The sequence below is a fragment of the Streptomyces sp. SS8 genome (assembly GCF_054072955.1).
This window is the reverse complement of record NZ_JBSVCZ010000044.1, coordinates 1-24311: the sequence shown is the minus strand read 5'-3', so window position 1 is coordinate 24311 and position 24311 is coordinate 1. Positions and strand designations below refer to the sequence as shown.

Sequence of the window (24311 nt, the reverse complement as noted above, 5' to 3'; positions counted from 1 at the left end):
GAAAACACACCACCCCCGGAGAAGGCACGGGGGTGGTGTGTTTTCAAGTATGAGTCGTTCTTTCATTTGACGACAGTGAGCGCTGGCCGGACAGGGGCGCTTAGTTGTTCTCCGCCTTCATACCTGAGAGGAACGAGGCCGAATACGTAGTGGTTGAGTTCTTCCGGGTAGATGTTGACAACTTTGGCGATGTCGTGGGGTGTCATGCTTTTATCGCGAATGGCTTTGAAAACCTTGGCGAGTAGCTTGCTGCTCTCGCGGGTCATAGTGGACCCTGGTTCGCCTTTTCGGTAGCCAAGCTGTGCGAGTTGTTTCGCGGTCTGCTGGAATCGCCATTCGGAGAGTTGTTTCATGGTTCGGAGGCGATAGGCGAATGCCATGGCGGATACGCCCCAGCGTCGTTTGGCGCTCAGGATGCGTTCGACGCTGGCGTTGTGCACCTGCTGAGCGAGGATGCCGGCCCGCGGCATGAGGAAGGCGGAGGCGAAGGCGTCCGCGGCGGCTTCAGCCTCGGGTCCTCGGGGGGAGTGGTAGCCGCTGTGCAGGACGAGGTGGCCGAGTTCGTGGGCGGCGTCGAAGCGTCCTCGCTCTCCGGTCTTGCGGGTGTTGAGCAGAACGTAGGGGGTGCCGTGCCTGATGGTGGAGAAGGCGTCGGCGTCCAGGCAGTCGGGGGCGAGGGAGAAGACGCGTACGCCGTGTGCCTCGAGGAGGTGGACCATGTTGGGGGCGGGGGCTTCGCCCAGGCCCCAGTCGGCGCGGACCTGTTCGGCCGCGGCCTCGGGGGATAGCTCGGGGTAGGCCGGCACGTCGGGCTGGGGGAGGAAGAAGTTGTCTTCCATCCACAGATTCAAGGTGGCGGCGATGGCACCGCAGCTGAGGGCGCTGTCGCGTTCCGCGGCGCTCATTTTGGAAGGAGCGCGGAAGCTGACGGCGCCGGGCACCATCTCGGGCGCCGGTGGGGCGTGAAAGAAGGACACGGGGAAGCGCAGGGCCGCGGCGAGTGAGGAAAGTGTCTCCTCCGATGGATTTTTTCTGGCGTTTTCGAAGGCGGTGATGCTCTGCGCGGAGTATCCCGATTCACGGGACAAGGCAGCCAGAGTCATGCGCCTTCGCTTGCGCGCCAGTACCAGCCTTTCGGGGGTGAACACTTTCCTCAGCTCCCGTGCGTGCCGCTTGTTTACTGTTCCTTGGCCTGGACCGGGAAGTCGAGTTCGATGGTCTCCTCGGCGGCGTCCAGGAGAGCCACGTCGACCCCCGGATCGGTGCGAGTGAACAGCGGAATGCGTTCGCTCCACTCGTTGACGAATTTCCCTTCCATTTTCACGGGAAGGGCCAGTTCGGCCGCGAGGAAACCGTTCTCATTGCGTTCGTAGAGGAGGAACCACAGCGGCATGGAGTCGAGCTCCTGGCCGAACCGGGCTTCGTCGCGGGACTGGATAATGTACTGCCCGCTGCGCTCGTAGCGGGCGTTGTCCTCCACCAGCTGGGCCATGACGCGGCCCTTGGGGTTCTTCGACCTGACCTGGCAGTCCAGGTCGCCCACGCCTCCGGAGCCACTGATCGCGGTGATCGCGTGGCTGCCGGAAGGGTGCACCACGCGCAGGATGCTGTCGCGCGGCGTCCACTTCCACACCGGCGTCTGGTTCTCGGCGTCGGTCAGGTACTGGGCGAGATAGCGGTTGGCCCTGCTCCAGAACGTGATGCCGGCCATCGCGGGGGCGTCGAACTCGGTACACATCCGCGCCTGCGCGGCCGCCCAGTCCAGCGCGTCCTCGAATAAGCCCCTCGTCACGCCGAGCTGCGCCAGCCTGGTCTCAACTTCCCGTGCTTCGCTGCCGTTCACGGCACCCTCCCTGTATAGGTTTCACAAACCGTACCTGAGACGAGGTGCGATTTTTGAAACCTACTGGATCATTGCACAATTGTTCGAGCCTGTCATGCAGGCCGCACCGACACCCCGCCTGGTGGGTTCCTGCGGCCGCTCGAGGTCGAGTCTGGCCGGGATCGCGACCTGCTGCCGCAGACGCTCCGGGCCGCAGTCCTGGAGCGCCTCAATGCCGCCTACCACGCCGGCGATGCCCTCCACGGTCCGGAGCTGGGCGTCGGCGGCTTGGGCGAGGCGGGCAAGCCTCTGGGCCGACCCTTCGGTTCGTTGCCGGGCACCCCCTTGTCGGCCTTGTGATCGACGGCGGACAAGGGGGTGTCCGGCTTCGGATCGCAAGGCCAGACCAGCTGTGGCCTCCCGGCGGGGGTTGCACCCGAAGGAGGCCGCACAGGCGGCTGGAGGGTTGCCCCCGGCAGGGGGCCGGGACCACTGCCGCCCGTGGAAGCCACCCATATCGGATACCACCTGTTCTCGCAGGCCAGCACCCGTGGGCAAGCCAACCAGCGGCGCCGACACCTCTTCCAGCAGCCAGCCTGGAAGAAGTCCATGGCTGCCCGACGCCACGGCCGGCCGCGCAGGCGGACACCGTGGGCGAGGTCTTCTCCCCAGTCTTCTGCGGAGTCTTCCTCCAGGTCTTCTCCCAGGTCTTCTCACCTGGGCGCGCCGGGCCGGTATCCGCGCAGGCCACGAGCCTGGCCAAGGGGGCCGGCGGCCGCCGACTACTTCCCTGGAACACCCCTTCGGGCCGGAGCGGGCCCGCAGGTCCCATCCTGGGTCGCGCCCTCGGTCCTGTCCTGGGTCGCAGCCCGAGTCGCGCCCTGGGTCGCATCGGTGTGTCCGCCGCCTCGATGCGCGGATGCGGCCCCGACCTGGTGGACAAGGGGCGCCGCAGCACACCGCGCGGACGCCGACTTCTTGCCGTGGCCGCACCCCGCCCGCAGCAGACCGGCAAGACCCCGGCCGCGCCGCCTCGCCCGTACGCACCACGCACGACACGCGATGGCCGGCCCCGGAGCCACCCCGGCCGAAAGGACCCACCAGAGCCCGTGCGCATACGTACGCCCGTAGCGGCGGCAGACCTTCACCCCGGACCGGCCGGAGCGAACCAGCGGTGAACGGCCACCAGCCACGGACCACCGGCCCGGCGGTGATGGCGAGCACGGAGCGTGACCCGGGGTGCGTCTGCCTCCCAGACTCCCAGGCCGCCTCCCAGAAACGCGCCCACCTGGGAACCCGCGTCCCCAACCTCCCAGACATTCGCGGCACATTCGGGCATTGCACTTCCCAAGCTCCCAGCTGCCTCACCGGTGATCTGGGAGCTTGAGATGTAACCGAGCGTGACAACCGGCACCGGTCGGGACCGGGACCGGCGGCCGGTTTCATGAATCCGACCGCACCCGAGCGCTGCACAGCCACCCTGGATGGGTCTCGCGCCGTGACCGGCGGGCGCGCGGGTCGCTGGGTGGGGTATCCCGCGCGGCTCGGGTCCCCTCCGACTGAGCGCCACAGTTGGCCAGTCAGAGCTTCTCACTTGGCCGGATGGATCCGCAGGGGTGAGGCAAACTCCTCCTATCGCGTCGTGTACGACCTCTTATGCGAAGTGAAGTAGGTCACAGGAGGGTCTCAAGTTTTATTGCCGTTGTCCGTCCGCGCCGGGACCGAGAGGGGAAAGCTGCCGCGCCGATCCGCGAGGAGAGTCACCTCATGTCCCTGAACATCCCACGCCGCATCCCGATCCCGGAGGCCAAGGCCGTCGTCAACGCCTCACGCCAGCGGCGCGGCCTGCCCGCTGTCGATGTCAGCCTTGTCGTGCGGACCGAGCGGTTCTTCACGGCTCCCCCCGACGCGACGCTCGCACCGGGCGTACAGACGGAGGCCGTGATCCCGGTCAACTGGGGCGTGGACGGGGGGCTGGTCGCCGTCCACTCGGACGGGACGGTCGCCACCCGGCCGCTGGGGGAGCACCCTCCGAAGGAGGTACTCAAGCTCGGCTACCGTAACCTTCTCAGCTTCGGCGACGACTATGCCGCGGTCCCCACCGTGGAGCCGACGGGTGAGTCGATCACCGCCGGCTTCCTTGAGATGGGGCGGCCCGTACCGGACGTCGTCCGAGCGCTGAATGCCCGGCAGGCCGCCCTGACGGGAGACAGCGCCAGCGTCGAAACCTTCACCCGGGAGGGACTCGGCCTCTGGAGCGGCTGGTGCGAGCCAGTGTCAACTGCCCTTATCGGCACATGGGCCGACCCGTTGTTCAGTGAGGGCCGACTTTCCCCGGACGCGCTGAAGTCCCTCAAGCACGAGGCACGCACCCTCAACAAGCAGCTGACCCCGCTCTGGCGGCGCAAGCTCAACGCCGGCCGCCTCTGGAGTCTCGACTTCTCCTTCGGGGACGGCATGACCATGTACGACGTCGTTGCCAGCAGCCCCGACCCATACGAGGTCCTGACCGGCACGCTGCCCGACGAACCTCGCATCGCCGCGGTCCTCGCCCAACTCACCCCGGTTGAGCGCGCAGTCGCGATGGCCTGGGCTAACACGCGCACCACCACCTGGACCGAGGCCGCAGCCATCGTCACCGAGCTGGACACGCCCCTGGCCGTCGGCCTTGACCCGGCCGCCCTAGGCACGCGGGTGCGTCGCAAGCTCCAGCGCCTCGGCGCCCGGTACGTCGAGCGTGCCACTGCGGCCGCTGCCTGGCGCCAGGAGCGGGCATGACCTTGACCGCCCTGCTCCTGATCATGCTGCTGTTCGTGGTGACACTGCTCGTCGGCGGAGGGGTCCTAGCCCTGCTACTGCACCGACCCACCTGGGCCACCCCCGTCACCGCTGCGCTCGCCGCCATGATGCTTATAGCCACCGTTGTCAGCGTGCTCGTCGCCGTCACCCGCAGATGAGCTCACCTGGGCGGCACGCGCGGACGTGCCGCCCAGGCGAATCTGCCGTGCCTTCTGTGACTGAGCGCTTCAGTTGGCGGGTTGAGCGAGGCCGCGCCTTGGCCCAGCACAGCGGCTGTACCGAGGCGTGATTGGTCGCGGCAAGCACGAACTTGCTATACCTCGCCGCCCTCCTCCCAACGGCACTCAGTGCAGCGCACCCCGGCGTAGTGGTCTCCGCGGTCGTAGTCGGTCGCACCCCACTGTTCGAGCTTGGCTGGCGGAGCGCCGCAGTTGGGGCAGATCACGTAGACGCCGGCTCCGTGAAAGGACACGGCCTCGATGGTCGCCTCGTCCAGGAGCTGTTGGACGCCCTGAAGGAATCCGGTGGTATCGACGCCCAAGATCTTGTTGACGGCTGTCTGGTCGTCGTCTTCGGTCACGGAGACCCGGTACAGGGGGCGGAGGAGCGCCGGGAGTGGCGTGTCGTCCAGGCAGACTGGGATGATCCTAAGTCCATCTTCCAGTCGCCGGATGATCGCAGTCTCCAACTCGGACTTGACCCACTCCGACGTGCTGGCGTGCTCGGACCAGCAGACGAGCACGGTGTCGACCGTGTCCAAGGCGACCCCGACTTTGCCAGGTATGGAGTCGCCGGGGCTCAGTTCCCACTCATCGAGCCAGATGTCCACGCCGCCCAACCGCAGCTTCGTGGCGAAGGAGCGAACGGCAGGCTTGTCCTTATGGTTGTGGGAAACGAACGCGCGCACTGCTGCTCCTTGTCATCCCAAAGGCCTAGCGCCAGGTTATCGTCAAGATGACGCTTTCGCATCCGCATTCATCAGGCACTCCGACTCGCAGGATGCACAAGGCGCCGTCGTGGGCTTGCAGTTGCCAGAAAGCAGAGAAGGCGCACCCGAAGGTTCGCCTTCTCTGCCGCCTTCCTGGACCGCAAGCGCTCACCTCGCTAAGTACAGCGCTCACCCGCCAACTAAAACGCTCAGTCACACCTCTGCCGCGCGCTGTCCGGTCGCGGTGGGTCAGATGTCGAAGTCGATGTAGTCGATGTCGGTGAACTCCACCATCAGGCCCGGCGCGCGGTGGCCGCCGTCGCGGAAGTAGACCTCCTGGAGGCCTTCGGCGACCACGGCCTGGAGCTGGGTGTCGGTGGCGCCGGCGGCCTGGGCGTCGAAGAGGCGGGCGGCGTAGACGGGCGGGAGGTGCTGGGTGATGCGCCGCATCCGGCCGTCGTCGCTGGTGCCGGGGGCGGCGGTGAACCCGAACCTCGCGCGGGACTCCACCACGATCCCGCCGGTGGTCGCGGCCCGGCGGCGGGCCCGCTGGCGCACCCGCGGCTGCCACCGGGTGCGCACCTCGCCCGCCAGGCGGTCCGCCAGCTCCGGGCGGGGGGTTTTGATCTGGCCCTTGACGTACCGCTCCACGGTGCGCTGGGAGACGCCCAGCAGCCGGGCGACGGCGCGGGTGCTCTTCTCGGTCTTGACCAGGAACCGCATCTGCGCGCCGGCGGTTTTGGGGACCGGGCGGGTGAACGCCTCCTCGGCTGCCCGGTCCAGGCCGTCCCCGATGATGCCCACTCTCGTGACTCCTTCCGTGATCGTCTGTGCGGGCCGCTGAGCGCCGATCTTCCTCCCCGGCGAACGGAGAGTCGTGCGCGGCGTGTTCAGGCGCTCAGCGGCCGCCTGGCGGCTTCTGCGGGGGTGTTCAGGTCTGGTGCATGTCGACGAAGCGTGAGTAGTGGAGCTGGCCGGCGACGGTCACGGCCGCCAGGGGGCCGAACCGGTTCTTCTCGATGACGAGGTCGACTTCGCCGGCCCGCGGTGATTCCGGCTGGGCCATGTCGGGCCGCTCCACCTTGATGACGACGGAGGCGTCGTTCTTGATCGCCCTCGATTCGCGCATCAGGCCGTCGTCGTTGAGCTGGGACAGGGCGATGACGTGGCAGTCGAGCTCGACCGCGAGGTTCTTCAGTCCGCGGGAGACGGACGCGACGACCTGCTCGCGGGTCATGTTGCGGCGCTGCTCGATCTCGACGAGCTGGAGGTAGTCGACGACCAGGAGCTGGAGGCCGCCGGCGCGGACGCAGGAGCGCGCTGTGGCCGCGATGTCGGCCAGCGATGCGCCGTCGGGCCGGTAGACCCGCAGCGGCAGCTTCCGGAACAGCTCCGGGCCGAGGCGGTGGACGGTCTCCCAGCCCTCCTTGGTGAGGCCGCCCTGGTGGGTGAGGTGGTGCAGCGGGATCTTCCCCTCGGCGGCGGTGATCTTCTGCATCAGTTCGGTGCCGCTCATCTCCAGCGAGGAGAACAGCACCTGCGCGCCGGTCTTGGCGGCCGCGACGGCCGCGTTCAGCGCCAGCGTCGACTTGCCGGCGCCGGACTGCGCCGCGATGACGGTGACGTTGCCCGGGTGCATGCCCGAGGTGATCGCGTCGAGGTCGGAGAACCCGTAGGTCAGGCCCATCCGCTTGCCGTCCTGGATGGCCTCCAGTTCCTCGACGAACCCCAGGTACAGGTCGTCGACGGTGGGCGGTGCCTGGTGCAGGCCCGGGGTGCCCGCGATGATCTCGGTGAGCTGCTGTTCGACGAGCTCGCGGACCTCGCCTTCGTCGCCCTCCTCGCTGTGGGCGTACTGCAGGATGCGCTGGGCTGCCTCGATCACCCCGCGGCGGTATGCCTTGGCCCGCACGATCTGGGCGTAGTGCGGCCCGGTCGCCGCGGTGGGTACGGCCTGGGCGCAGCCGTGCAGGTAGCCGGCACCGCCGACGCGGGCGAGTTCCCCGCGCTCGGTGAGCTCTTCGGTGACGGTGAGGACGTCGACCGGCTCACCGGCCTCGTGCAGGGCGCAGATGGCGCGGTGGATGGTGCCGTGCGCGGGCCGGTAGTAGTCCTCGGCCACCAGGCCCGTCTCCAGGATCTCGGAGAAGTACTGGTGGCTGGCCGTGCTCGGGCTGCCGGAGAGCAGCAGCGCGCCGATCACGGCCTGCTCGGCCTCGAGGTTCTGCGGAGGAGTGCGGGTGGACGCGCCGGCGGGGGCTTCCTGGGGCGGGATAGTGGACACTGGTGGTCTCCCTGTTCGGTGAAGTGGGCAGGGGGTGGCGGGCCGTTCCCGGGCGATGGGAGCGGCCCGCACTGGGTGTCAGGCCGGTACGGCCAGGGCGCAGTCGACGCAGCCCCGCCGGTAGCGGCTGGGGTGGTCCGGGCACCGCTCACGACCGCCGGCGCCCTGCGCCGCGGCGCCGTCGGCCGTGCCTCCGGTGGTGGCCTTGGCGTACAGCCTCAGGTCCTGCACCCAGCCGAGCAGGCACTTTGACCACGACACCGCGCCGCGGGTGTTCTTCAGCACGTCGGCTTCCAGCAGTTCGCGCTGGGCGTCGGTCATCTCCGTCAGGGGCGGCCAGCCCTGTGTGCGCATCGTCCGCAGCAGAGGCCGCGCGCAGCGGTGAGCCGTCTTCGCGCCGGCTTGCCAGCGGTTCATGCCCTGGAGGAACTGCGCGGCGGCGGTGAGTTCCTCGGGGGAGAACTCCGCCGCCTCCTCCCTCTGTGACGGGAGCGACCCGGTGGGGCTGGAGGGGGTAGGGGGAGGAGGATCCTCCTCCTCCGGGGGGTGTGGGGGGGGAGCGGTACTACGTCCCGGAACCCGGGATGTGTTCTGACCTGCGGGAACGCCTCGGATTCCACGTCCCGGAACGCCGGATGTGGCGTTACCACGTCCCGGGTTCCGGGACGTGTTCTGACCTGCGGTTTTACCTTCTTCCCCGAACTCCACGTCCGGCGTTCCGGGACGTGTTCCCACCTGCGGCTTTACCTCACCGTGACCTTCGGTCTCGGGGGCGGGAACGTGGTCGGGATTCCATGCCGGGTTGTCGAACGCCTCGTACACCACCGGGCCCAGCCGTCCCGGCTTGTCCGGGTGAGGCAGCCGTGTGCGGCGCAGGTAGCCGGCGTCCAGCAGGCGGGCGAACGACTCGTACACCGCGTTCTTGCCGACCAGCTCGCTGGCGTTCTTCGCGGACCGGATGCCCCGCGCCTGGAGTTGCTGCCACACCGTCATCGGCGTGCACTCGATCTTGGACGCCAGGTTGAACATCACCTGCAGCATCACGACGTAGTCCAGCGTGTGGACCAGGTCCGAACCGATCCCCAGATGCCGGGGAACCGACACCCCGGACACCGGCGCTTGCGCCTGGACGACCTTCCCCGCGCCGTCGATACGGTCGCGCTCCTCCCCGCTCATCGAGCCACCCCCATAGCGAGACCAGACGGGCGGACCACGGCGTGCAGTTGCTGCTGCACCAGGCGCAGCGCACCGCGCGCACGGGCGGCAGCCGACGCCGGACAGACCGGACGAGAGGCAGGCGCATTCATGTCGCCGATCATCAAGGCAACTGCCTGTGGATAGATTTCGTCGGCCGCCCGAGGCAGGGGCGCCGGGCGGCCGGGCCGCTCTTGGCGGAGCGCGACGCCACCCCGGCCCGGCCGGGCGAGGACGGGGGAGAAGCCGCGCGGGTGCGACGGCGAGGAGTAGCCCGCCGGTGATCGGCGGGAGGTGGAGCGGTGGTTCACGTTGGTTCCCCTGGGGGTAGGGGAGCCGCGAAACAGAGGTGCTGACCAGCAAAAATCGGGCGTATCGGTGGCCTGTGCTGGGCATCAGGCACACCACCCGCTTATGCTGGGTACAGGTGACCACGGGGGTCCGAGAGGATCCCGGTCCCCAGCGCGGTCACCGCGCTGCTTCACGACTCAGGCTTGGAGGCTGGAGAGTCGTAACTGGTGAAAGGCCGTTCCTGTTGGCGCAGGGGCGGCCATCACCATTTTTGGCTACGTGCAGATCCTAGGCTGATCGCTTACTGCTTAGGTGGGCGTCCACCTCGTTTAGCTGTTCCGATGGGTAACGGATAACGTCGGCCGGCCGTTGACCGAGCCACCCAGACTTACGGTGCTTCGGAGCTTCTGTGCGCACATGCTGAAACCCTTCGTGGAGGTAGAACCGCTGGAGGCGTTCGTTGTCCCGCCAGCAGTCAAGACGCACCCATGGCAACGCCGCTGCCTGCGCTTTTCGGCAAGCGAAGTCGAGCAGGCGTCCTCCCAGATGGCTTCCCGCGGCTGATCGTGTTGTGATCAGCTTGGCTACGTAGATGGCTGACTGAGGGGCGTCTTCGGGGTGCCAGAAATCGAGGTCCGGGCCGGTAAGCGTGATCGTTGCGGTGATGGCACTGTGGTCTTCGACGACCCACGTTCGGCCAGCTGCGATGTCGGCTCGCCACTTAACCAGTGCTGGCCCACGAGTCGCTGGGTCACGCCACTGGTCGATACCGGAAGCGGCCAGCCACTTCTCCGCTTCCTCTCGTAGGCCCATCAGCGACAGCTCGTCATCGGGTAGGGCCTGCCTGATGCGTTCCGTGGGCACTAGACCTCCAGCTCGTACACGAGGCGGTTGCGATCGCCTGGCGCAATCGTCTGCATCACACGTACTGGTACGTCATCGGCTCCGTAGCCGATGCGGACGTGCTGACAGACAGGAGTGCCCACAGACAGTTCCAGCAGCCGCGACTCGTCCGGAGTGGGCATGCGGACGGTGATCTCATCCCTGAGCCGACGTTGAGGGTGCCCGATTGCCGCCAGGATGCCGCCGGGCATAGCAACGTCCCGTTGCTCCATCAACGGAGTGTCCCTTGCTACGCGCTCGGGGAACCAAGACGTTGAAAGTTGGTAAGGGCGGTTATCAACCGTTCGACGCCTGCTGCGGCGCACCACCATGGCCCCCGGCGCCAAGTGCAGCCACTCGGAGACATGTGATGGTGCGGGTTCGATGCTGACGGTGACCTCTTGGTGGGGCTCTCGGCCCTGCTCTTTTACTCCAGCTGACCAGTCATCAACACCCCGAGCGGGATCATCGCGCCGAGTGCCGCGCTCGTAGGCTGTAAGGCTCCAGGTCAGAGGCGCATACGTACGGACTGTGCGTCCCAGGCGCCCACGACCTGCAGTGATCAGACCTTCTTGCTCCAGCCGCATCAGTGCTGTTCGAACCGTGTTGCGGCTGACCCGGTGAAGTTCGGCAAGGTGGAGTTCGCCCGGCACCTGGTCACCGTCTCTCAGCTCGGCTCGCTCAATGCGGCCTCGGACGTCGTCGTAGACGACCTCCCAGCGTGACCGGCTCACCGCAGCTCCTTCCTAATGTTGGTTCTGTCGGTACATTACTCGATCCCCGGGGGGCGCTCAACGAGTAGAGGAGTGCGCTGCCTGCACTTCTGTTGGGTCTGTTGCGTCCGTCAGTTTTGTAGGTACAGTACCCACCGTCATCGGGACGCTCGTTTCCTGACATCGCTGCGCACACCCTCGTGGAGGAAGCCATGCCCCTGTCCTTGGTTCAACCCGTGTCCGTCGCTGCCTCGATGGAGGTACTGGCCAGCGCTTACGAGCAGTACGGCAACCGGCTGCTGGCGTACGTCGCTGACCGGGTGCCGGCCTACCACTGGCCCGAGGCCGAGGACCTGGCGCAGGACGTGTGGGAGTACGCCCTGACCCACGCCGACCTCACCGTGCCCGGTGTCGACGAGTCCGGGCTGCCGGTGTGGCTGGCGGCGACCGCCCGCACGGTGATCCGCCGTCACCTCACCCCGGCCGCCCCCGGCCACGGCACCGACTGGGCCGCGCTCGCCCAGGCCCTCGGCCCCGCGCACACCTGGCCCGCCCACTGGCACCAGGTCCTCGCCGACCGCGGCCAGGACGCGCTGCTGCGCCTGGCCGCGGTCGAGCTGGCCGACGACGGCCACGCCTCCGCCGTCCCGGCCGCCCTCGCCGCCTGACCCTCCCGCTCCTTCTTCTGCGCGCCTGGCTCTGCCTGGCCCCCGCGTACCGCCCCGCACCACCGGCGGGACGTGGGAGTCAGGGACCGGCCAGGACCGGACCCTCAGCCAGACCAACCGCCCGGACGGCAGCGCGTGATGGCGGCCCGAAGGAAGCGAACGATCTTTCACAACTCCAGATGGGACACCCGGAGCCACGACAAGCCGGCACCCCCGAGCAAGAGACCTGCGGAGGGATGCCACCAGGTGAGTCCTCTGGTCACCCGGGATCAGGCAACTGCGACAAGCCGGCCCTGCCTGCGCGACTAGCTACGCACCTTCTCCCATGCCGCCCCTCACGGAGCGGACAAGTGATCCGTACGCGCAGGTGAGACAAGGGCGAAGATCGCGGGCCCCGCTGGAGCACGACCGGTTCGAGTCCGGTCCGGGGCACTGCGGCACCCACGTGCCGCTCGGGGCCGGACATCCCGTCCCCGCACCACCAAGAGCGCCGCCCAGGAGGTAGGAGTCCCGGGCGGCGCGATACAGGAACTGCGAAGGAGTCCCTGTGATCACCATCCTGGCACGCGCCGTACTCGCGGTGCACCCCACCGGCGACAGCGACCCGGACATGGACGAGGCCCTGCGCCGAGTCCGGGCGGGAGGCGCCCGATGACCACCACCGTCCGCCGCGCGTTGCGGCACCTGGTGACCGTCGGCTGGCGGTGCTGGATCTGCGGCACCGAGGTGGACGACTACCTCACCTCCTGCCCGATCAACCACTGACGGGGGGAGACGCACGTGTCCAAGCAGCCGCTGCCGATCCGGCCGACCCCGCACGAGCGGGACGGCCGCACCGAGGCCCCGGCCCCGGCCCGGCCGCACCCTTCCACCGCCCTGCCGGAGGCCTGATCTCCGGCATAGCCGCCGCCCGCGCCGCACAGCAGTACGCGGCGCGGGCGGCTTCCGTCTACGGCACCCGACACCCGCTGGCCCGCGCGCTCCTGGCGGCCGCCGCCACGGCGGCCGCCAGGGCGTGGGAGGCCGGCCACCGGGTCGCCGACGTCCACCCACTCCGCCACCGCAGGAAGGAACCCGACCCCATGCAGCGCGCCGGCGACTACCCCGCCGGCCTCGAGAACTGACGGCTGCCCAGGCCCCGCCCGCCACCCGCGTGGTGTCGGGCGGGGGTGGGGAGCCGGGACAGCCCCGGCCCGTCCGCACACAGGAGACCTCCATGCGCGCCACGACCATTCCCGCCAGCCGCGAGCAGCTCCGCGCCACCTACCCGGGCGGTAGCTACGTCCTCTACCGCGACCCCGCCCTCTACCTCACCGGCCGGCCCGGCCACACCACCATCTGCCGGGTCCGCGGCCTGGACTCGAACTTCAACCAGCTGCACCTGGCCGACCTGCGCACCGGCGCCTCCCACATCGTCGACCCGGCCTACGTCCGCCCGATCACCTCCGCCGAGATCATGCGTGACATCGACACGGCCGCCCTAGAGCACTCCGGGGACCTCCTGACCGCCGGCGACGCCTGGCTCCGCCAGCAGCGCAAGACCCGCGCCCGCGCCTGACCACCCGCAGACCGGCTGCCCCGGCCCCGCCCGCCACCTGCGTGGTGCCGGGCGGGGCCGGGGCAGCCCGGACCACCCTCCACGACGACGACAGGAGTTCCTGTACATGGCCTTCGACATGAGCACGTTCGGTGGGAGCCGCTGGGTCAAGTCCCACCCGAACCGCGTCCACACCCACGGCTCGACCGAGCCGGTCCTGAGCGTGCTGGACGTGCGCGGTTTCGAGCTGCACGACCTGTTCCTGATCGGCCTCAACGACTCCTGCGGAACGCTCGTGCTGCCCAGCGAGTCCCGTGCCGAGAACGCGGCGGCCGCCCTGGAGCCCGCCTTCGCCACCCGGGTCTACCTCTTCGGCAACCGGGACGGCGAGGACCTGTGGGCCACGGACTACACCCGCCGCGCCCTGGACGGCTCGGAGCCGAGCCGCTTCATCACCGACCTGACCCTCAAGGACGGCCGCTGGGTGCGCTGACGCGCACCGGCCCGCCACCCCCGCCCGACCCCTGCAAGAAGGAGAGAAGAGATGAAACACCTCGCACGACTCCGCGCGGCCACCGGCCGCGTGAACGTGTTCGCCGTCGTCGAGCGACTGCTGACCCTGGCATCGCTGGTGCTGGTCGCCGTCACCGTCGGCGGCGAGCTCGGGCAGAAGCTCGGCCTGACCGGCACCCTCGGCACGGTGGTGGCCTGGACGATCGCGCTGGTCTACGACGCGCTGTGGATCGGCGCGCTGCGCATGTCCGAGGTCGCCATCCGGCAGCGCTCCCGCACCGGCATGACGGTGATGCTGGGCCTGTCCGCGGCCGCGGTCGCCGTCTCCACGACCGTGCTCATCAAGCTGGGGCACGCCGAGATCTTCGCGGGCGTCCCCGTCGCCGCGGCCGCGTTCATGGGGCTGCGCCTGTTCGCCGGCCACGTGCTCGCCGACGCCGGCACCGCCCAGGCGATCGCCGACCAGGACGCCGCCGACCGCAACGCCCGCGCCCTGGCCGCCGCCGGCGCCCGGCACCTGAAGTCGGAGGCCACCACCGACGTGGTGACCGAGACCGCCGAGCACCTGGCGGAGATGGCGCGGCAGATCGCCCGTGCCGAGGTCCTCACCGCCGCGCAGGTCCGCATCGACAAGGCCCGCGCCAAGGCCGAGGAGAAGCTGACCAAGGCCGGCAAGGAGCACGGCGAGGCAGCCGCCGCGTTCGCCGCGCGGGACCTGGCGGTCGCCGTGACGCGCCCCGCCGTCACGGCCGGGACCGGCCCGGCCGGTTCCGTCACGCCCGCGCTGCCCACCGGGACCGGTGACGGGGAAACCGTCACGGCGCCCGTGACGGAACCGGCCGCCCGCCGCTCCGCCGCCACGGGCGGACAGCCGGGCGTCACAGCACCCGGCACGCAGGTCAGCGCCGGTGCGGCCGGTCGGCCGTCACAGCCGCAGCACACCAGCCGTGACACCGAACCGGACACCGTCACGGGCGACGCGGCGGACACCGTGACGGAAACCGTCACGGACGACGCGGCGGGCACCGTCACGGATGACCGTGCCGTCACGCTGGAGGAGATCGCGGCCGTGGCGGGCGTGCCAGTGCCCGTGCCGGGCGAGCGCCTGTCCGATGCCCAGCTCGACATCGCGCTGCGCCACCTGCGCTACGCCGCCCGCCCGCCCCGCTCCTACCGCCAGGCCGTCGCCGCCTTCCGCGACGCGGGATATGTCGGCGGGGAGGAGCGGGTGCGCCGCGCCTGGGGCGAGCTGATGTCGCAGGAGGACGACGCCGACGTTGTCGCCGAGGAGAGCGACGAGAGCGAGGACGGCCAGGAGGAGACCGAGGACGACGAGGAGGAGGCCCACCCCGCCCGCCCGTGAGTCCGGCACCACCAGTGAGCCCCAGCCCGCGCGAATCGGGCTGGGGCTCGCTGCGACTGTCGGAACCCAGCAGTCGAGACCCATCACACCACGGCCGGCGCAGATCCGGTGAGTGACCCGGTGAGCGCGTGTCGCAGACCCGGCGAGCAGACCCGGTGAGCACCGGCGTACCCGATCCGGCCGCCAGGCCGGCCAGCATCAACGGAGGCTCCTCATGGACCGCGAGCACAGTCCGCTGCGCGATGTGGCGCAGAACCCCGACGCGTTCACCGCGTACCTGGCCGATGTCCAGCGCGTGCTGCTGGACATCGGCGACAACCTGGAGGTGTTGGCCCGCGAGACGCGCGTGCACTGCCGCCACACCCGCATCGAGGGCGACCGCTGGTACAGCGCCCGGCTGCGGGCGCTGCCGGTGGAAAAGACCCTTCGGGACGTACTCAAGCACCTGCACGCCCTCACCGACGGGCTGGAAAAGAGCACCCACAAGCGCCACGCCCACGACGAGACGGTGAAGGAGGTCACGCGAAAGCGCCGGGAAAACGCGCTGGAAAAGGCACGGAAAAAGCAGGCCGTTTTGCAGCCCGCCCCGAACCCGGCGGAAGGGGTTCCCACGGACCCGAATCCGGGTTATGGTGGTCCTACGTCGATTTACGACCTCGGACGGGAGAAGTCGGCGTGACCGTGTCGACCGGGGGCCGCCCGCTCACCAAAGCCGAGCGGAAGAAATTCAACCGGGCCCAGCACGAGCGGAAAATCCAGGCGGATCTGATCGCCCGACACGGCGAGGAACTCGGGAATTTCTATTTCTGGCTGCGGGTGATGAACATCCGGGGAACCCAGGCATTCCGCGAGGGCGACACCAGCCTCATCCGCGACGTCGCCCTCGCGCTGGAGAACGTCCACCGCCGTCACGGCGGGTAGCGCAGCAAGGCCGCCGAAGGGCCGCCCCCCGAACCCGGGGGCGGCCCTTCGACGTCGCCAACGCGTGCCGCGCGTATCGCGTGCCGCGCGTGACGCGCACGCGCGTACGCGAGGCCGTGACCGCCTGTCAACCCCCTTGCCGAGGAGGGATCGTGTCCGACGACACCGACCACAACGTCATCCAGCTCCCCCCGCGGGACGCGCGGGACGGCGAATCCGGCGCCGTTCCCCAGGCCCCGGACATCGGGAACCTGTTCTTTTCCGAGCCGCCGCGCTCCGGCGACGGAGAAATGCCGGACATCCCGCCGGAGTCCCCGGAGGAGACCACACTCGAAATTCCGGTCGTGCCCCGCCCGATGGACCCGTCGGCCGCATTGGCATCCGAGGGATTTACGGCGGCCCCGGCCGATTCCGATGCGGGAATCGGCGAAGAAGAGGAGGGGGAATACGTTCACCGCCGATCCCTGGCCGATCGGCTCGGTGACTGGCTCGAATACCGGATCGCGCTCGGGCAGGCCCGCATGGAGGCCGAAGCTCCCTATCGCGAGGCAGAAATCGCGCGGAAAGTCGCGCTGCTCCAGGCGAAAACCGACCGCGAAATCGGCCTGCTGAAACAGCAGAACGAGCTGCGCCAGGCTCAACTGAAGGCGCGGACGGACAAGACCGCGGCCGGTGCGAGGTCGAGCGGGGCGGGCGGGTCGTCCTCCTCCGGGATGGGCTCCGACAAGGGGCGAGGCAAGGGCGGCGGTGGCGGCCGGGGCGGCGGGACGAACGGCTCTGGCAGCACCGGCCCCGGCTCCGGCCGGAGCCGTACCGGATCCGGCGGCGGGGGCTCCTCCAAGGGCGGCGGGAAAGGCCCTGGAGGCTCCTCTGGCGGCCGGAGCGGCGGTTCCGGGAGCAGGGAGACCGGCAGCGGTTCCACCGGGCGTCACCGGGGCGATGGCGGCTCCGGCGGGCGCCGCAAGGACTCCGGGGGCTCCGGCCGTTCCGGCGGGACCGGGGCGGGCAGTGACCGGCCCTGGCGGGACCGGGGCCCCAAAGAGCCCAAGAGCCCGAAGTCGCCGAAGGACAAGGACTCGAAGGGGAGCAAGGGCCCCGGGGAGTCCCAGAGGGCGAAGGCGTCGGACTCCAAGGCCGCCAAGGACTCGAAGTCCTCGAGGGACGCCAAGGACTCGAAGGACACCAAGACCAGCAAGACCGGCAAGGACGACAAGAGCAAGGAGAAGGAGAAGGGCGGCAAGGACAAGGCCAAGGAAGCCCCTGGAGCGCCTTCTGGCGCGCCGAAGGACACCCCCGACAAGGAGCCGGGCGAGGGCACCAAAGGCGCCCAGAAGCCGACCGAGGGCCCCGGCGAGGCCGACCCAGGCGGCGCCTCCGAGCCGGGCGGCGGCACACCGAAGGACAGCGACGGCAGCGGCGGCGGCGGCGAGAAGGACCGGTCCGGCAAGGCCAAAAGCGACGAGACGGGGGCCGGGCCCCGGGCGCAGGAGCCGCCCCGCTCGGCACAGCGCGAAGGCCCCAACTACACCGCCGACTTCCCCGGCCGCACCGGCCGTTCCTCCCCGCAGCCCGGCCGGAGCGAGGAGGACATCCCGGACGCGGACATCGTCGAGGACGACCCCCGCCCCGAAGGGCACCGGCCGGGGATCACCACCGGCGCCCCGGGCCTGCCTCCGGCGCCCGAGCCGAGCTTCCCCCGGCCCGGCACCACCCGCCCCGTCCCCGAGGAGGACAACAGCGTGAGCAGCGCGCAGGTCACCACCACATCCGGACAGGCCGGCCTTGGCCGTGAGCACCGGACCGACATCACCTTCGACGGCTACCTGGTGGGGATCGCCAACATCGCGCTCGCCGCCGACGACGACCGGGACCGTGCCGCGTCCCTGGCCACCGCGCTGGGCAAGGTCGCCGGCGCCCTGCGGGAGATGGCCGCCGACCTGGCCGCCGACCACAACGTCGACACGGCCGTCACCGACCTGATCGCGGATCTGGCCGACGCCGCCACCCGGATGAGGGGCCAGGCCGACCGGTGCGCCGACGAGTGCGAAGCCGCCTCCGAGGCCGCCAAGCTCGCGGCCGCCGCGGTCGCCCGCACCTACAGCGAGGACCTCAAGGCGATGGAGGACGCGGGCCTGCGGCAGGCCTCCGCCGCCGCCCACCACGACTGAAGACGGAGAAGGACGAAACGATGAGCAGCAGCCTCACCCCCACCGGCGCCCGCGGCGCGGTGGCCGCGCCGACGGACGGCGACAACCGCTACAAGGCCGTCCAGCACAAGCTCAAGACGCTCGGAACGGCGATGGAGGAGGCCACGGCCGAACTGGAGGCCCTGCAGCGCAGCATGCGCGCGGGCGCCGACCGGGCCGAGTCCCTGGCCGTCGACATCGCAGGCGCCGGCCTGGACCCCAAGTTCGTGGAACTCACCCACCAGGTGGCCGTCGCCCTGGGCGGCGCCGCCACCGAGGCCCGCCGCCTGGACGAGAGTGCCCGGGAGGTCTCCACCCTCACCTCCGAGGCCCGCCGCACCCACGCCCGGCTCTACAGCGCGCTGGACGACGTCCGCTCCGGCCGGCCGGAGAAGACGCCCAAGCCCGGGTTCTTCGCCTGACCCGCCCGCACACATGCAGGGGCGGCCCCGCCAACCGTGGCGGGGCCGCCCCTGCGCGTTGCCGACGACCGACACGAGACGGAAGGAACGTGCTGGTGTCCAGCATCCCCCGCAGCGTCGCCCTGGAGCGCGCCGCCTACACCCTGGCCGCGCCGATCCTGGCCGCCGCCCCGAACCTCTCCCCCGACGGCGCGGTCAACACCGCCGTGCTCCTGGCGGGCGCCGCCGGGACCGCCGGGACAATGCTGGCCGCCCGCAGCGGCGAGGGCACCGGCCGCAAAATCGTGCGCTGGTCCCCGCTCACCCTCGCCGCGGCCGTCGACGTCGCCGCCCAGCTCACCCCCGGCTGGGGCTGGGACGTGCTGCTGGCCGCCAGCTGGGCCGCGGCCGGATGGGCCGTGCTGCCCCTGTCCCGCACCGCCCGGCGCCGCCACCGGCCCGCCCTCGCCGCCCCGGCCCCCGTCCCGCAGCTGCAGCCCGCCCCCGCCCCGGCCGCCGCACCCGCACCCGCGCTGGCCGACGACGGCGCCGACCCGTTCACCCGCGGGGTGCGCATGCTGTGGGAGCGGGCCGGCAACCCCGGCCGCACCCTCGTGGCCACAGTCGACCGCCACGACGGCATGGACCACGACCTGACGATGCTGCTGCGCTCCGCCGAGCCCGGCCGCCCCATCACCGGCCTGACCGAGGCCCAGGTGGCCGCGGCGTTCGACATCGACGCCGGCGATGTCGTCCTCGCCCCGGTCCGCAAGCAGCCCGGCCGCCAGGGCGGGCCCGGCTGGCTGGAGGTACACCTCACCCCGGACGCCAACGCCCTGCGCCGCACCAGCCCCACCACCGACCAGTGGTGGGCCGACCGGATCGGCTGCGACAACGGGCCCATCCCCGGCTCGCAGTTCGTGAAGAAGGTACGCGACAAGCGGCGCAAGGTCACCCACTACATCGCCCAGGTCCCCGACGAGCTGGGCGCGCCGCGCGTCAACCAGCACGCCCTGGCCGCCGCGCTGAAGACCAAGTACGACGAGGGCCGGCTGTTCGTCACCGTCGACGGCAGCCAGGTCCTGGTCTCCCTGTGGGACTCCAGCCCGCTGGCGCAGGTCTTCCCCGCAACGAGAGAACTGCTGACCCCCGACGCGGACGGCCGGTGGGTGACCGGCTACCTCGGCAACGGCCAACCGGCGCGCAACCGCGTCTACACCGACCGGGGCGCGGCCCACGGCCTGTTCGTCGCCCCCTCCGGCGGCGGCAAGACCCAGCTGATGGGCCTGCACGTCGCAGCCGACGCCCTGTTCGGGGCCGTGGTCATGCTGGCCACCGAAGCCCCGGACGAGAAAACCGCCGCGCTGGGCCAGCACACCGCCCGCTACGGCGTCGGCGCCCTGTACATGGTCCGGCTCCTGCGGGCCCTGGTCGCGCTGATGGACATCCGCGGCGCCATGCCCTGGGAAGACGGCCAGGTCCACGAATGGGACCCGACCCGGCCGGGCTGCCCCTACCGGATGCTGTCCGCCTACCTGGACGAGTTCCTCTCCGCCGCCCGCCACGGCGACTACGGCACGGAGATCATGAACCTCGCGGAGCTGGTGTCGGTCAAGGGCCGCAAGTACGGCGTCGGCATCAAGGTGGCCGGCCAGTCCATCTACGTCCAGGACGGCTTCACCCAGCTGCTGTGCGAGAACCTCCGCGAGAACTGCATCCCGGTCGTACTGAAGGTCGCCCCCTCGAAGGTGACCGCCATGTTCAAGGCGCTCGGCATCCCGCCCGAGAACATCCCCGACCCCCTCCCCCGCTCCTTCTCCCCGGCCGAGGCGGGCCGGATCGAGCGCGTCATGAAGGGCGAGCCCGAGCCGCCAGCCGACTCCAACACCGGCGGCGCCGGATGGATCGTCGAAGCCAAGCAGCCCGAGGTCCTGCGCACGCTGTTCATGGACTTCACCGCGGGCATCGACGGCTACTTCCCCGACACCATCGCCACCCTGACCGACCACGAGATCCGCGAACTCGAGGCACGGGGGCTGTGGTTCGACTGGACCGAACCGCCCCGGCCCGGCGAGTTCGGAGACGAGGACGACGGCGACCGCCCCCGGAAGGACGGCGGCAAGCGCCACGGCGGCAGCAAGCCCGCGCGCCGCGACACCGTCACCTCCTCCCGCCAGGCGCTGGAGGCCATCAAAAACCTCACCGGCGTCTGACCCTCACCACCCACCACAACCAGCCTGCGGGGCCCGGACACACCGTCCGGGCCCCGCCGCCGTTCCCACCCCAGGGAGACCGCCGCCATGTCGACACCCGCCACCGCCGCCGCGCGGCCCACTACCCCTTCCGTACCGGCGCCGGCCGAACCGCTCGACCTCGACCAGCGCCTGGTCCTGGCCGCGCTCGCCGTGGACGCCCGCCTCGACACCGAGCCGCTGGACCTGGCCGACATCATCCGCCTGCCGGTGGACCTGCCCGCGCCGCCCGAGCCGTCCTACCCCACCCCCGTCGCGGCGCTCCTCCAGCGCGCCGCCCGCCGCCTGAAGACCGCCGGCTGGTGCCGGGGACAGACGGTCGACGAGGCCGGGGCCCGCTGCCTCTACGGCGCCCTCCGCGCCGAAGACCCCGGCGGCGCGCACACCGACGACGCCCTGGCCGTGCTCCTCACCGCGCTGCGCCGCGAGTTCGGCCCCGACATCGAGACGATCCCCGCCGCCAACGACCACTTGCTCCGCAGTCGCGGGCACGCGGTGCGGATCCTCGGGGACGCCGCCGCTCTCGCCGACACCCGCGGCCTCTAACCCGCGCATTGCCCTTGTCCGGGTCACCTGCCCGGCCCCCGACCCGCCCACCCGCACCTCACGCGGGGCGCGGCTGCGGGGGCCGGCCAGGCCGCCCGGCCTACCCCTACGCGCCTGCCGCCCCGCACGATCCGGGGCGGCGGGCGCGTCGCTGCTCCGCTACCGACCGCCAGGAGGACCACGTCATGCCCGCCCCTGCCCACCACCAGCCCCTGACTCCGGCCAAGGCACCCGCCCTGACCTCCCCGGCCATCGCCGTGGCCTGCCCGGCCTGCGGCTCGCAGCCGGGCGCCCTGTGCACCTCGCACAACGGCACCCGCCTGCGCCGCCACAACGTTCACCAGGCCCGCACCGCCGCCCTCACAGCCGCCGACTGACCGGCCCCGTTCCGCCGCGCCCCGCCGACGAGCGACTTCGGCGGGGCGCGGCGCTTGCCGCCCACCGACGTCTGGAGGAGATCCCCCGTGCTCATCCCCCGACCGCGCCGCCGGATCGGCCGACCCCGCCCCACCCTTCCCGGCCCCCGCTACCCGCTGCCGCCCGCCCAGCCGCCCGGCGCCGGGAGCCGGTGATGCCCACGGCCGCCCGGAAACAGCGCCGCGAGGTCGTCCGGGTGCCGCGCACCGACGCGACCCTGCCCGAGCACGACCGCGGCGCCTGCCCCGACCACCTCCTCACCCGCCGGCAGCTGCGGGCCCGGGGCCTGAGCCCCGGCGGGCACGGCCCCGTCGCCATCCTGCGCTGCAAACGCTGCGCCTACCGGCCCGACCAGTCGTGCACCCATCCCTCCCGGGCCTGGCTGTACGACGTCGCCCTGGCGCGGCCCAAACGCGTGCCGACGCTGGCCCAGGAGTGGGCGCTGGACCGGGCGATGGCCGCACGCCAGACCTGCCCGGCCTGCAAGCGCCGGTACTACTTCGCGCTGCCGCTGCGCACCCTCGGCTCATGCCTGGAGTGCCACGACGGCACCCCCGCCGACCCCGACAGCTACACCCTGCCCGGCGGCGGGCACCGGCTGGCTGCCTGAACCATCCACCCCACCGAAGCGGGGGCGCGCCCTTCCGCCTGGCAGCAACCGGGCGCGCCCCCCGTCCCCGCGAAGGAGACGTCCCCGAGATGACCACACCCGATCTGCGGGCCGCAACCGCAGCCGCGCTCACCGGCAGCGCCGACGTGCGCGGCCTGACCGTGCGCCAGCCCTGGGCGGCCTCCATCGCCCACCTCGGCAAGCGAATCGAGAACCGCACCCGGCCGATTGCCTACACCGGCCTGATCGCCGTCCAGGCGGCGAAAGCGCCGGACCGCGCCGCGCTGCGCGAGGCGCCCGCCGACCTGCCCGGCCGGGACGTGCGCGGCGCCGTGGTGGCCGTCGCCCGGCTGACCGGCTGCCACTGCTCCCTGGACTGCGGCGGGTCGTGCAGCGACTGGGCCCAGCTGCCCGACGAGACCGACCCCGCCGCGCGCCCGGTCTGGCACTGGCAACTCGCCGACGTCCTGCCCCTGCACCGGCCGGTGCAGGCCACCGGAGCCCTGTGCCTGTGGCGGCCCAGCCCCGAGCTGCGCCACCGCATCACCGCCGCCCTCACCGAAGAGACCGAGTGATGCCCGCCCGCACCCGACCCCGGCCCACGGTCCGCGCGCACCGGCCCCACACCCCCACCGGCGCCGGCCCCCGACACGGCGGCCGCCCGGCCGAAGGCACCGGCCGGGTGACGCTGGCCCGCACCGGCGGCGGCGCCGGAGAAGGCTGGGGCGCCTACGTCCTCGCCTACACCAGCCGCCTCCTGCCGGACGGCACCCGCGCCGCCCTCATCGCAGCCACCACCCCCGGCGACCCAGCACTGGACCCGGCCTGGGGCCTGCGCCTGGCCCCGACCCGGTGGTCGAACCCGGGCAGCGCCCGCAGACCGGTGTGGGAGTACGCCGCGGCCGCCACCCCGCCCCAAGCCAAGAGCGAGTCCGCCGACCGGTACACCCAGCGCCTGGCCGTCTACCTCCTGGCCGCCGCCCTCGCCCCCCGCCTGATCCCCACCCGCGCATCCATCGACCTGCCCGCTGCGGCCTGGGAGGCCGCTATCGACCGCACCGTCCACCTCGATGCCCCGCACGCCGGCCACACCCGCGTGAGCATCGGCCGCCTGATCACCGTGAAGGAGCACTGAATGGCCCGCCGTATCACCATCCCGGTCACCGGCACCCACCCCGACGGCAGCACCTGCACCCACCCGGTTACCAGCACCGGCCGGCCCAAGCACCCGGACTGCACCGGCCGCACCGGCTACCGCGCCCACTGCACCGCCGACGGATGCGGCTGGAGCACCGAGAACACCCAGCGCGTCATCGTCACCGACCGCCGCACCCGCCACCTGGCCGACCACACCCACCAGCAGCAGAAGGCGGCCCGATGACCACCACCCCCGCACCCGCGCCGACGGCGACGCCGGGCCGGGCCCTGGACCAGGCCGTGACCGGACTCGAGAACCAGCTCGCCCGCTGCGACACCAAGGCGTCGCTGCTGCTGGCCCTCACCGGCGCCCTGCTGGCCGGCACCCTCTCCGCTGCCCCCGACCTCCACCCGCCCACCGGCGCCCGCATCACCGGCGCCCTGGGCCTGGCCGCGCTGGCCGCCGCCACCGTGCTGCTGCTCCGAGCGGTCCGCCCCCACACCTTCGACAGCGACTGCGGCTCCTGGCCCCACTGGGCCCGCCTCACCCCCGACCAGATCCGCCACCAGCTCGTCACCGAGGACCGGCGCCCGGACCAGATCCATGTCCTGTCCGCCCTCGCCGCCCGCAAGTACACCCGCATCCGGTGGGCGGTCGACTGCATCCTCACCGGCCTGACGCTCCTCGCCGCGGCCGCCATCCTCACCGCACTCTCTCCGTGACTCCTCTCGGGCCCCGGGGGGGGCGCCCGGGGGGGGGCGGGGGGGGGCGGGCGGGGGGGGGGGGGGGTGGGGGGGGGCGCCCCCCCCCCCCCCGCCGGCCCCCCAAAAAGCCCCCGGGGGGGGG

At 71.3% G+C, this 24311-nt stretch carries 26 protein-coding genes; 18 read left to right on the top strand and 8 right to left on the bottom strand.

The window, feature by feature from the left end; all coding sequences use genetic code 11:
* Nucleotides 1-62: 62 nt before the first annotated feature.
* Both ACW69E_RS27000 and ACW69E_RS26995 read right to left on the bottom strand, forming a co-directional pair.
* Nucleotides 63-1148 (bottom strand): helix-turn-helix domain-containing protein, encoded by a 1086-nt coding sequence (locus tag ACW69E_RS27000; protein WP_457500907.1) that lies wholly within the window; start codon nt 1146-1148, stop codon nt 63-65.
* 29 nt (nt 1149-1177) lie between these two features.
* Nucleotides 1178-1792, bottom strand: coding sequence for a hypothetical protein (locus tag ACW69E_RS26995; RefSeq protein ID WP_457500906.1), 615 nt, complete (start codon nt 1790-1792; stop codon nt 1178-1180).
* A 1797-nt stretch (nt 1793-3589) separates the two neighbouring features.
* On the opposite strand from ACW69E_RS26995, the gene ACW69E_RS26990 reads away from it, so the two are divergent.
* Complete coding sequence (locus ACW69E_RS26990) at nt 3590-4600, top strand: hypothetical protein (RefSeq protein ID WP_457500905.1); 1011 nt, start codon at nt 3590-3592, stop codon at nt 4598-4600.
* Nucleotides 4597-4779: a hypothetical protein gene (locus ACW69E_RS26985; RefSeq protein WP_457500904.1), complete on the top strand. Its 183-nt coding sequence runs from the start codon at nt 4597-4599 to the stop codon at nt 4777-4779. Before ACW69E_RS26990 ends, ACW69E_RS26985 begins: the two co-directional genes overlap by 4 nt.
* A gap of 155 nt (nt 4780-4934) precedes the next feature.
* Here ACW69E_RS26985 and ACW69E_RS26980 read toward each other — a convergent pair whose 3' ends face one another.
* The 6 genes from ACW69E_RS26980 to ACW69E_RS26955 form a co-directional block, all read right to left on the bottom strand.
* The gene (locus ACW69E_RS26980) at nt 4935-5528 is read right to left on the bottom strand and encodes a toll/interleukin-1 receptor domain-containing protein (RefSeq protein ID WP_457500903.1); all 594 of its coding nucleotides are present in this window, start codon (nt 5526-5528) and stop codon (nt 4935-4937) included.
* Between the two features lie 270 nt (nt 5529-5798).
* A complete protein-coding gene (tpg, locus tag ACW69E_RS26975; RefSeq protein WP_457500902.1) occupies nt 5799-6353 on the bottom strand; it encodes a telomere-protecting terminal protein Tpg in 555 nt (184 codons plus the stop codon).
* A 127-nt stretch (nt 6354-6480) separates the two neighbouring features.
* Nucleotides 6481-7833 (bottom strand): replicative DNA helicase, encoded by a 1353-nt coding sequence (locus ACW69E_RS26970; RefSeq protein ID WP_457500901.1) that lies wholly within the window; start codon nt 7831-7833, stop codon nt 6481-6483.
* A gap of 78 nt (nt 7834-7911) precedes the next feature.
* On the bottom strand, nt 7912-9009 hold the full coding sequence (locus ACW69E_RS26965) for a hypothetical protein (protein ID WP_457500900.1): 1098 nt from the start codon (nt 9007-9009) through the stop codon (nt 7912-7914).
* Between the two features lie 597 nt (nt 9010-9606).
* Complete coding sequence (locus ACW69E_RS26960; protein ID WP_412722096.1) at nt 9607-10131, bottom strand: GNAT family N-acetyltransferase; 525 nt, start codon at nt 10129-10131, stop codon at nt 9607-9609.
* A gap of 50 nt (nt 10132-10181) precedes the next feature.
* Nucleotides 10182-10934, bottom strand: a complete 753-nt coding sequence (locus ACW69E_RS26955) for a GntR family transcriptional regulator (protein WP_412722078.1) — start codon at nt 10932-10934, stop codon at nt 10182-10184.
* 215 nt (nt 10935-11149) lie between these two features.
* On the opposite strand from ACW69E_RS26955, the gene ACW69E_RS26950 reads away from it, so the two are divergent.
* The 16 genes from ACW69E_RS26950 to ACW69E_RS26875 all read left to right on the top strand — a co-directional run bounded on the left by ACW69E_RS26950 (nt 11150) and on the right by ACW69E_RS26875 (nt 24187).
* On the top strand, nt 11150-11581 hold the full coding sequence (locus ACW69E_RS26950; RefSeq protein WP_412722077.1) for a sigma-70 RNA polymerase sigma factor region 4 domain-containing protein: 432 nt from the start codon (nt 11150-11152) through the stop codon (nt 11579-11581).
* 1216 nt (nt 11582-12797) lie between these two features.
* Nucleotides 12798-13139 carry a hypothetical protein gene (locus tag ACW69E_RS26945; RefSeq protein WP_412722076.1) on the top strand — a complete coding sequence of 114 codons (342 nt, stop codon included), beginning with the start codon at nt 12798-12800 and terminating at the stop codon, nt 13137-13139.
* 118 nt (nt 13140-13257) lie between these two features.
* Nucleotides 13258-13611, top strand: a complete 354-nt coding sequence (locus tag ACW69E_RS26940; protein WP_457500899.1) for a hypothetical protein — start codon at nt 13258-13260, stop codon at nt 13609-13611.
* 51 nt (nt 13612-13662) lie between these two features.
* A complete protein-coding gene (locus ACW69E_RS26935; RefSeq protein WP_412722074.1) occupies nt 13663-14994 on the top strand; it encodes a hypothetical protein in 1332 nt (443 codons plus the stop codon).
* A gap of 214 nt (nt 14995-15208) precedes the next feature.
* Nucleotides 15209-15673: a hypothetical protein gene (locus tag ACW69E_RS26930; protein ID WP_412722073.1), complete on the top strand. Its 465-nt coding sequence runs from the start codon at nt 15209-15211 to the stop codon at nt 15671-15673.
* Nucleotides 15670-15915: a hypothetical protein gene (locus tag ACW69E_RS26925; protein WP_412722072.1), complete on the top strand. Its 246-nt coding sequence runs from the start codon at nt 15670-15672 to the stop codon at nt 15913-15915. Before ACW69E_RS26930 ends, ACW69E_RS26925 begins: the two co-directional genes overlap by 4 nt.
* A gap of 152 nt (nt 15916-16067) precedes the next feature.
* Nucleotides 16068-18083, top strand: a complete 2016-nt coding sequence (locus tag ACW69E_RS26920) for an ATP/GTP-binding protein (protein ID WP_412722071.1) — start codon at nt 16068-16070, stop codon at nt 18081-18083.
* Between the two features lie 20 nt (nt 18084-18103).
* On the top strand, nt 18104-18523 hold the full coding sequence (locus ACW69E_RS26915) for a conjugal transfer protein TraB (protein ID WP_412722070.1): 420 nt from the start codon (nt 18104-18106) through the stop codon (nt 18521-18523).
* A 95-nt stretch (nt 18524-18618) separates the two neighbouring features.
* Nucleotides 18619-20715 (top strand): chromosome segregation protein ParM, encoded by a 2097-nt coding sequence (locus tag ACW69E_RS26910; protein ID WP_457500898.1) that lies wholly within the window; start codon nt 18619-18621, stop codon nt 20713-20715.
* Between the two features lie 87 nt (nt 20716-20802).
* Nucleotides 20803-21300, top strand: a complete 498-nt coding sequence (locus tag ACW69E_RS26905) for a DUF6197 family protein (protein ID WP_412722067.1) — start codon at nt 20803-20805, stop codon at nt 21298-21300.
* Between the two features lie 185 nt (nt 21301-21485).
* Nucleotides 21486-21677, top strand: a complete 192-nt coding sequence (locus tag ACW69E_RS26900; RefSeq protein WP_412722066.1) for a zinc finger domain-containing protein — start codon at nt 21486-21488, stop codon at nt 21675-21677.
* A gap of 194 nt (nt 21678-21871) precedes the next feature.
* Nucleotides 21872-22327 carry an RRQRL motif-containing zinc-binding protein gene (locus tag ACW69E_RS26895; RefSeq protein ID WP_412722065.1) on the top strand — a complete coding sequence of 152 codons (456 nt, stop codon included), beginning with the start codon at nt 21872-21874 and terminating at the stop codon, nt 22325-22327.
* Nucleotides 22328-22416: 89 nt separating this feature from the next.
* The gene (locus ACW69E_RS26890; protein ID WP_412722064.1) at nt 22417-22902 is read left to right on the top strand and encodes an ASCH domain-containing protein; all 486 of its coding nucleotides are present in this window, start codon (nt 22417-22419) and stop codon (nt 22900-22902) included.
* A gap of 107 nt (nt 22903-23009) precedes the next feature.
* On the top strand, nt 23010-23462 hold the full coding sequence (locus ACW69E_RS26885) for a hypothetical protein (RefSeq protein WP_457500897.1): 453 nt from the start codon (nt 23010-23012) through the stop codon (nt 23460-23462).
* Nucleotides 23463-23708, top strand: a complete 246-nt coding sequence (locus ACW69E_RS26880; protein ID WP_412722062.1) for a hypothetical protein — start codon at nt 23463-23465, stop codon at nt 23706-23708.
* Entirely contained in the window at nt 23705-24187 is a 483-nt protein-coding gene (locus ACW69E_RS26875) for a Pycsar system effector family protein (RefSeq protein ID WP_412722061.1), read from the top strand. Before ACW69E_RS26880 ends, ACW69E_RS26875 begins: the two co-directional genes overlap by 4 nt.
* Nucleotides 24188-24311: the final 124 nt, after the last annotated feature.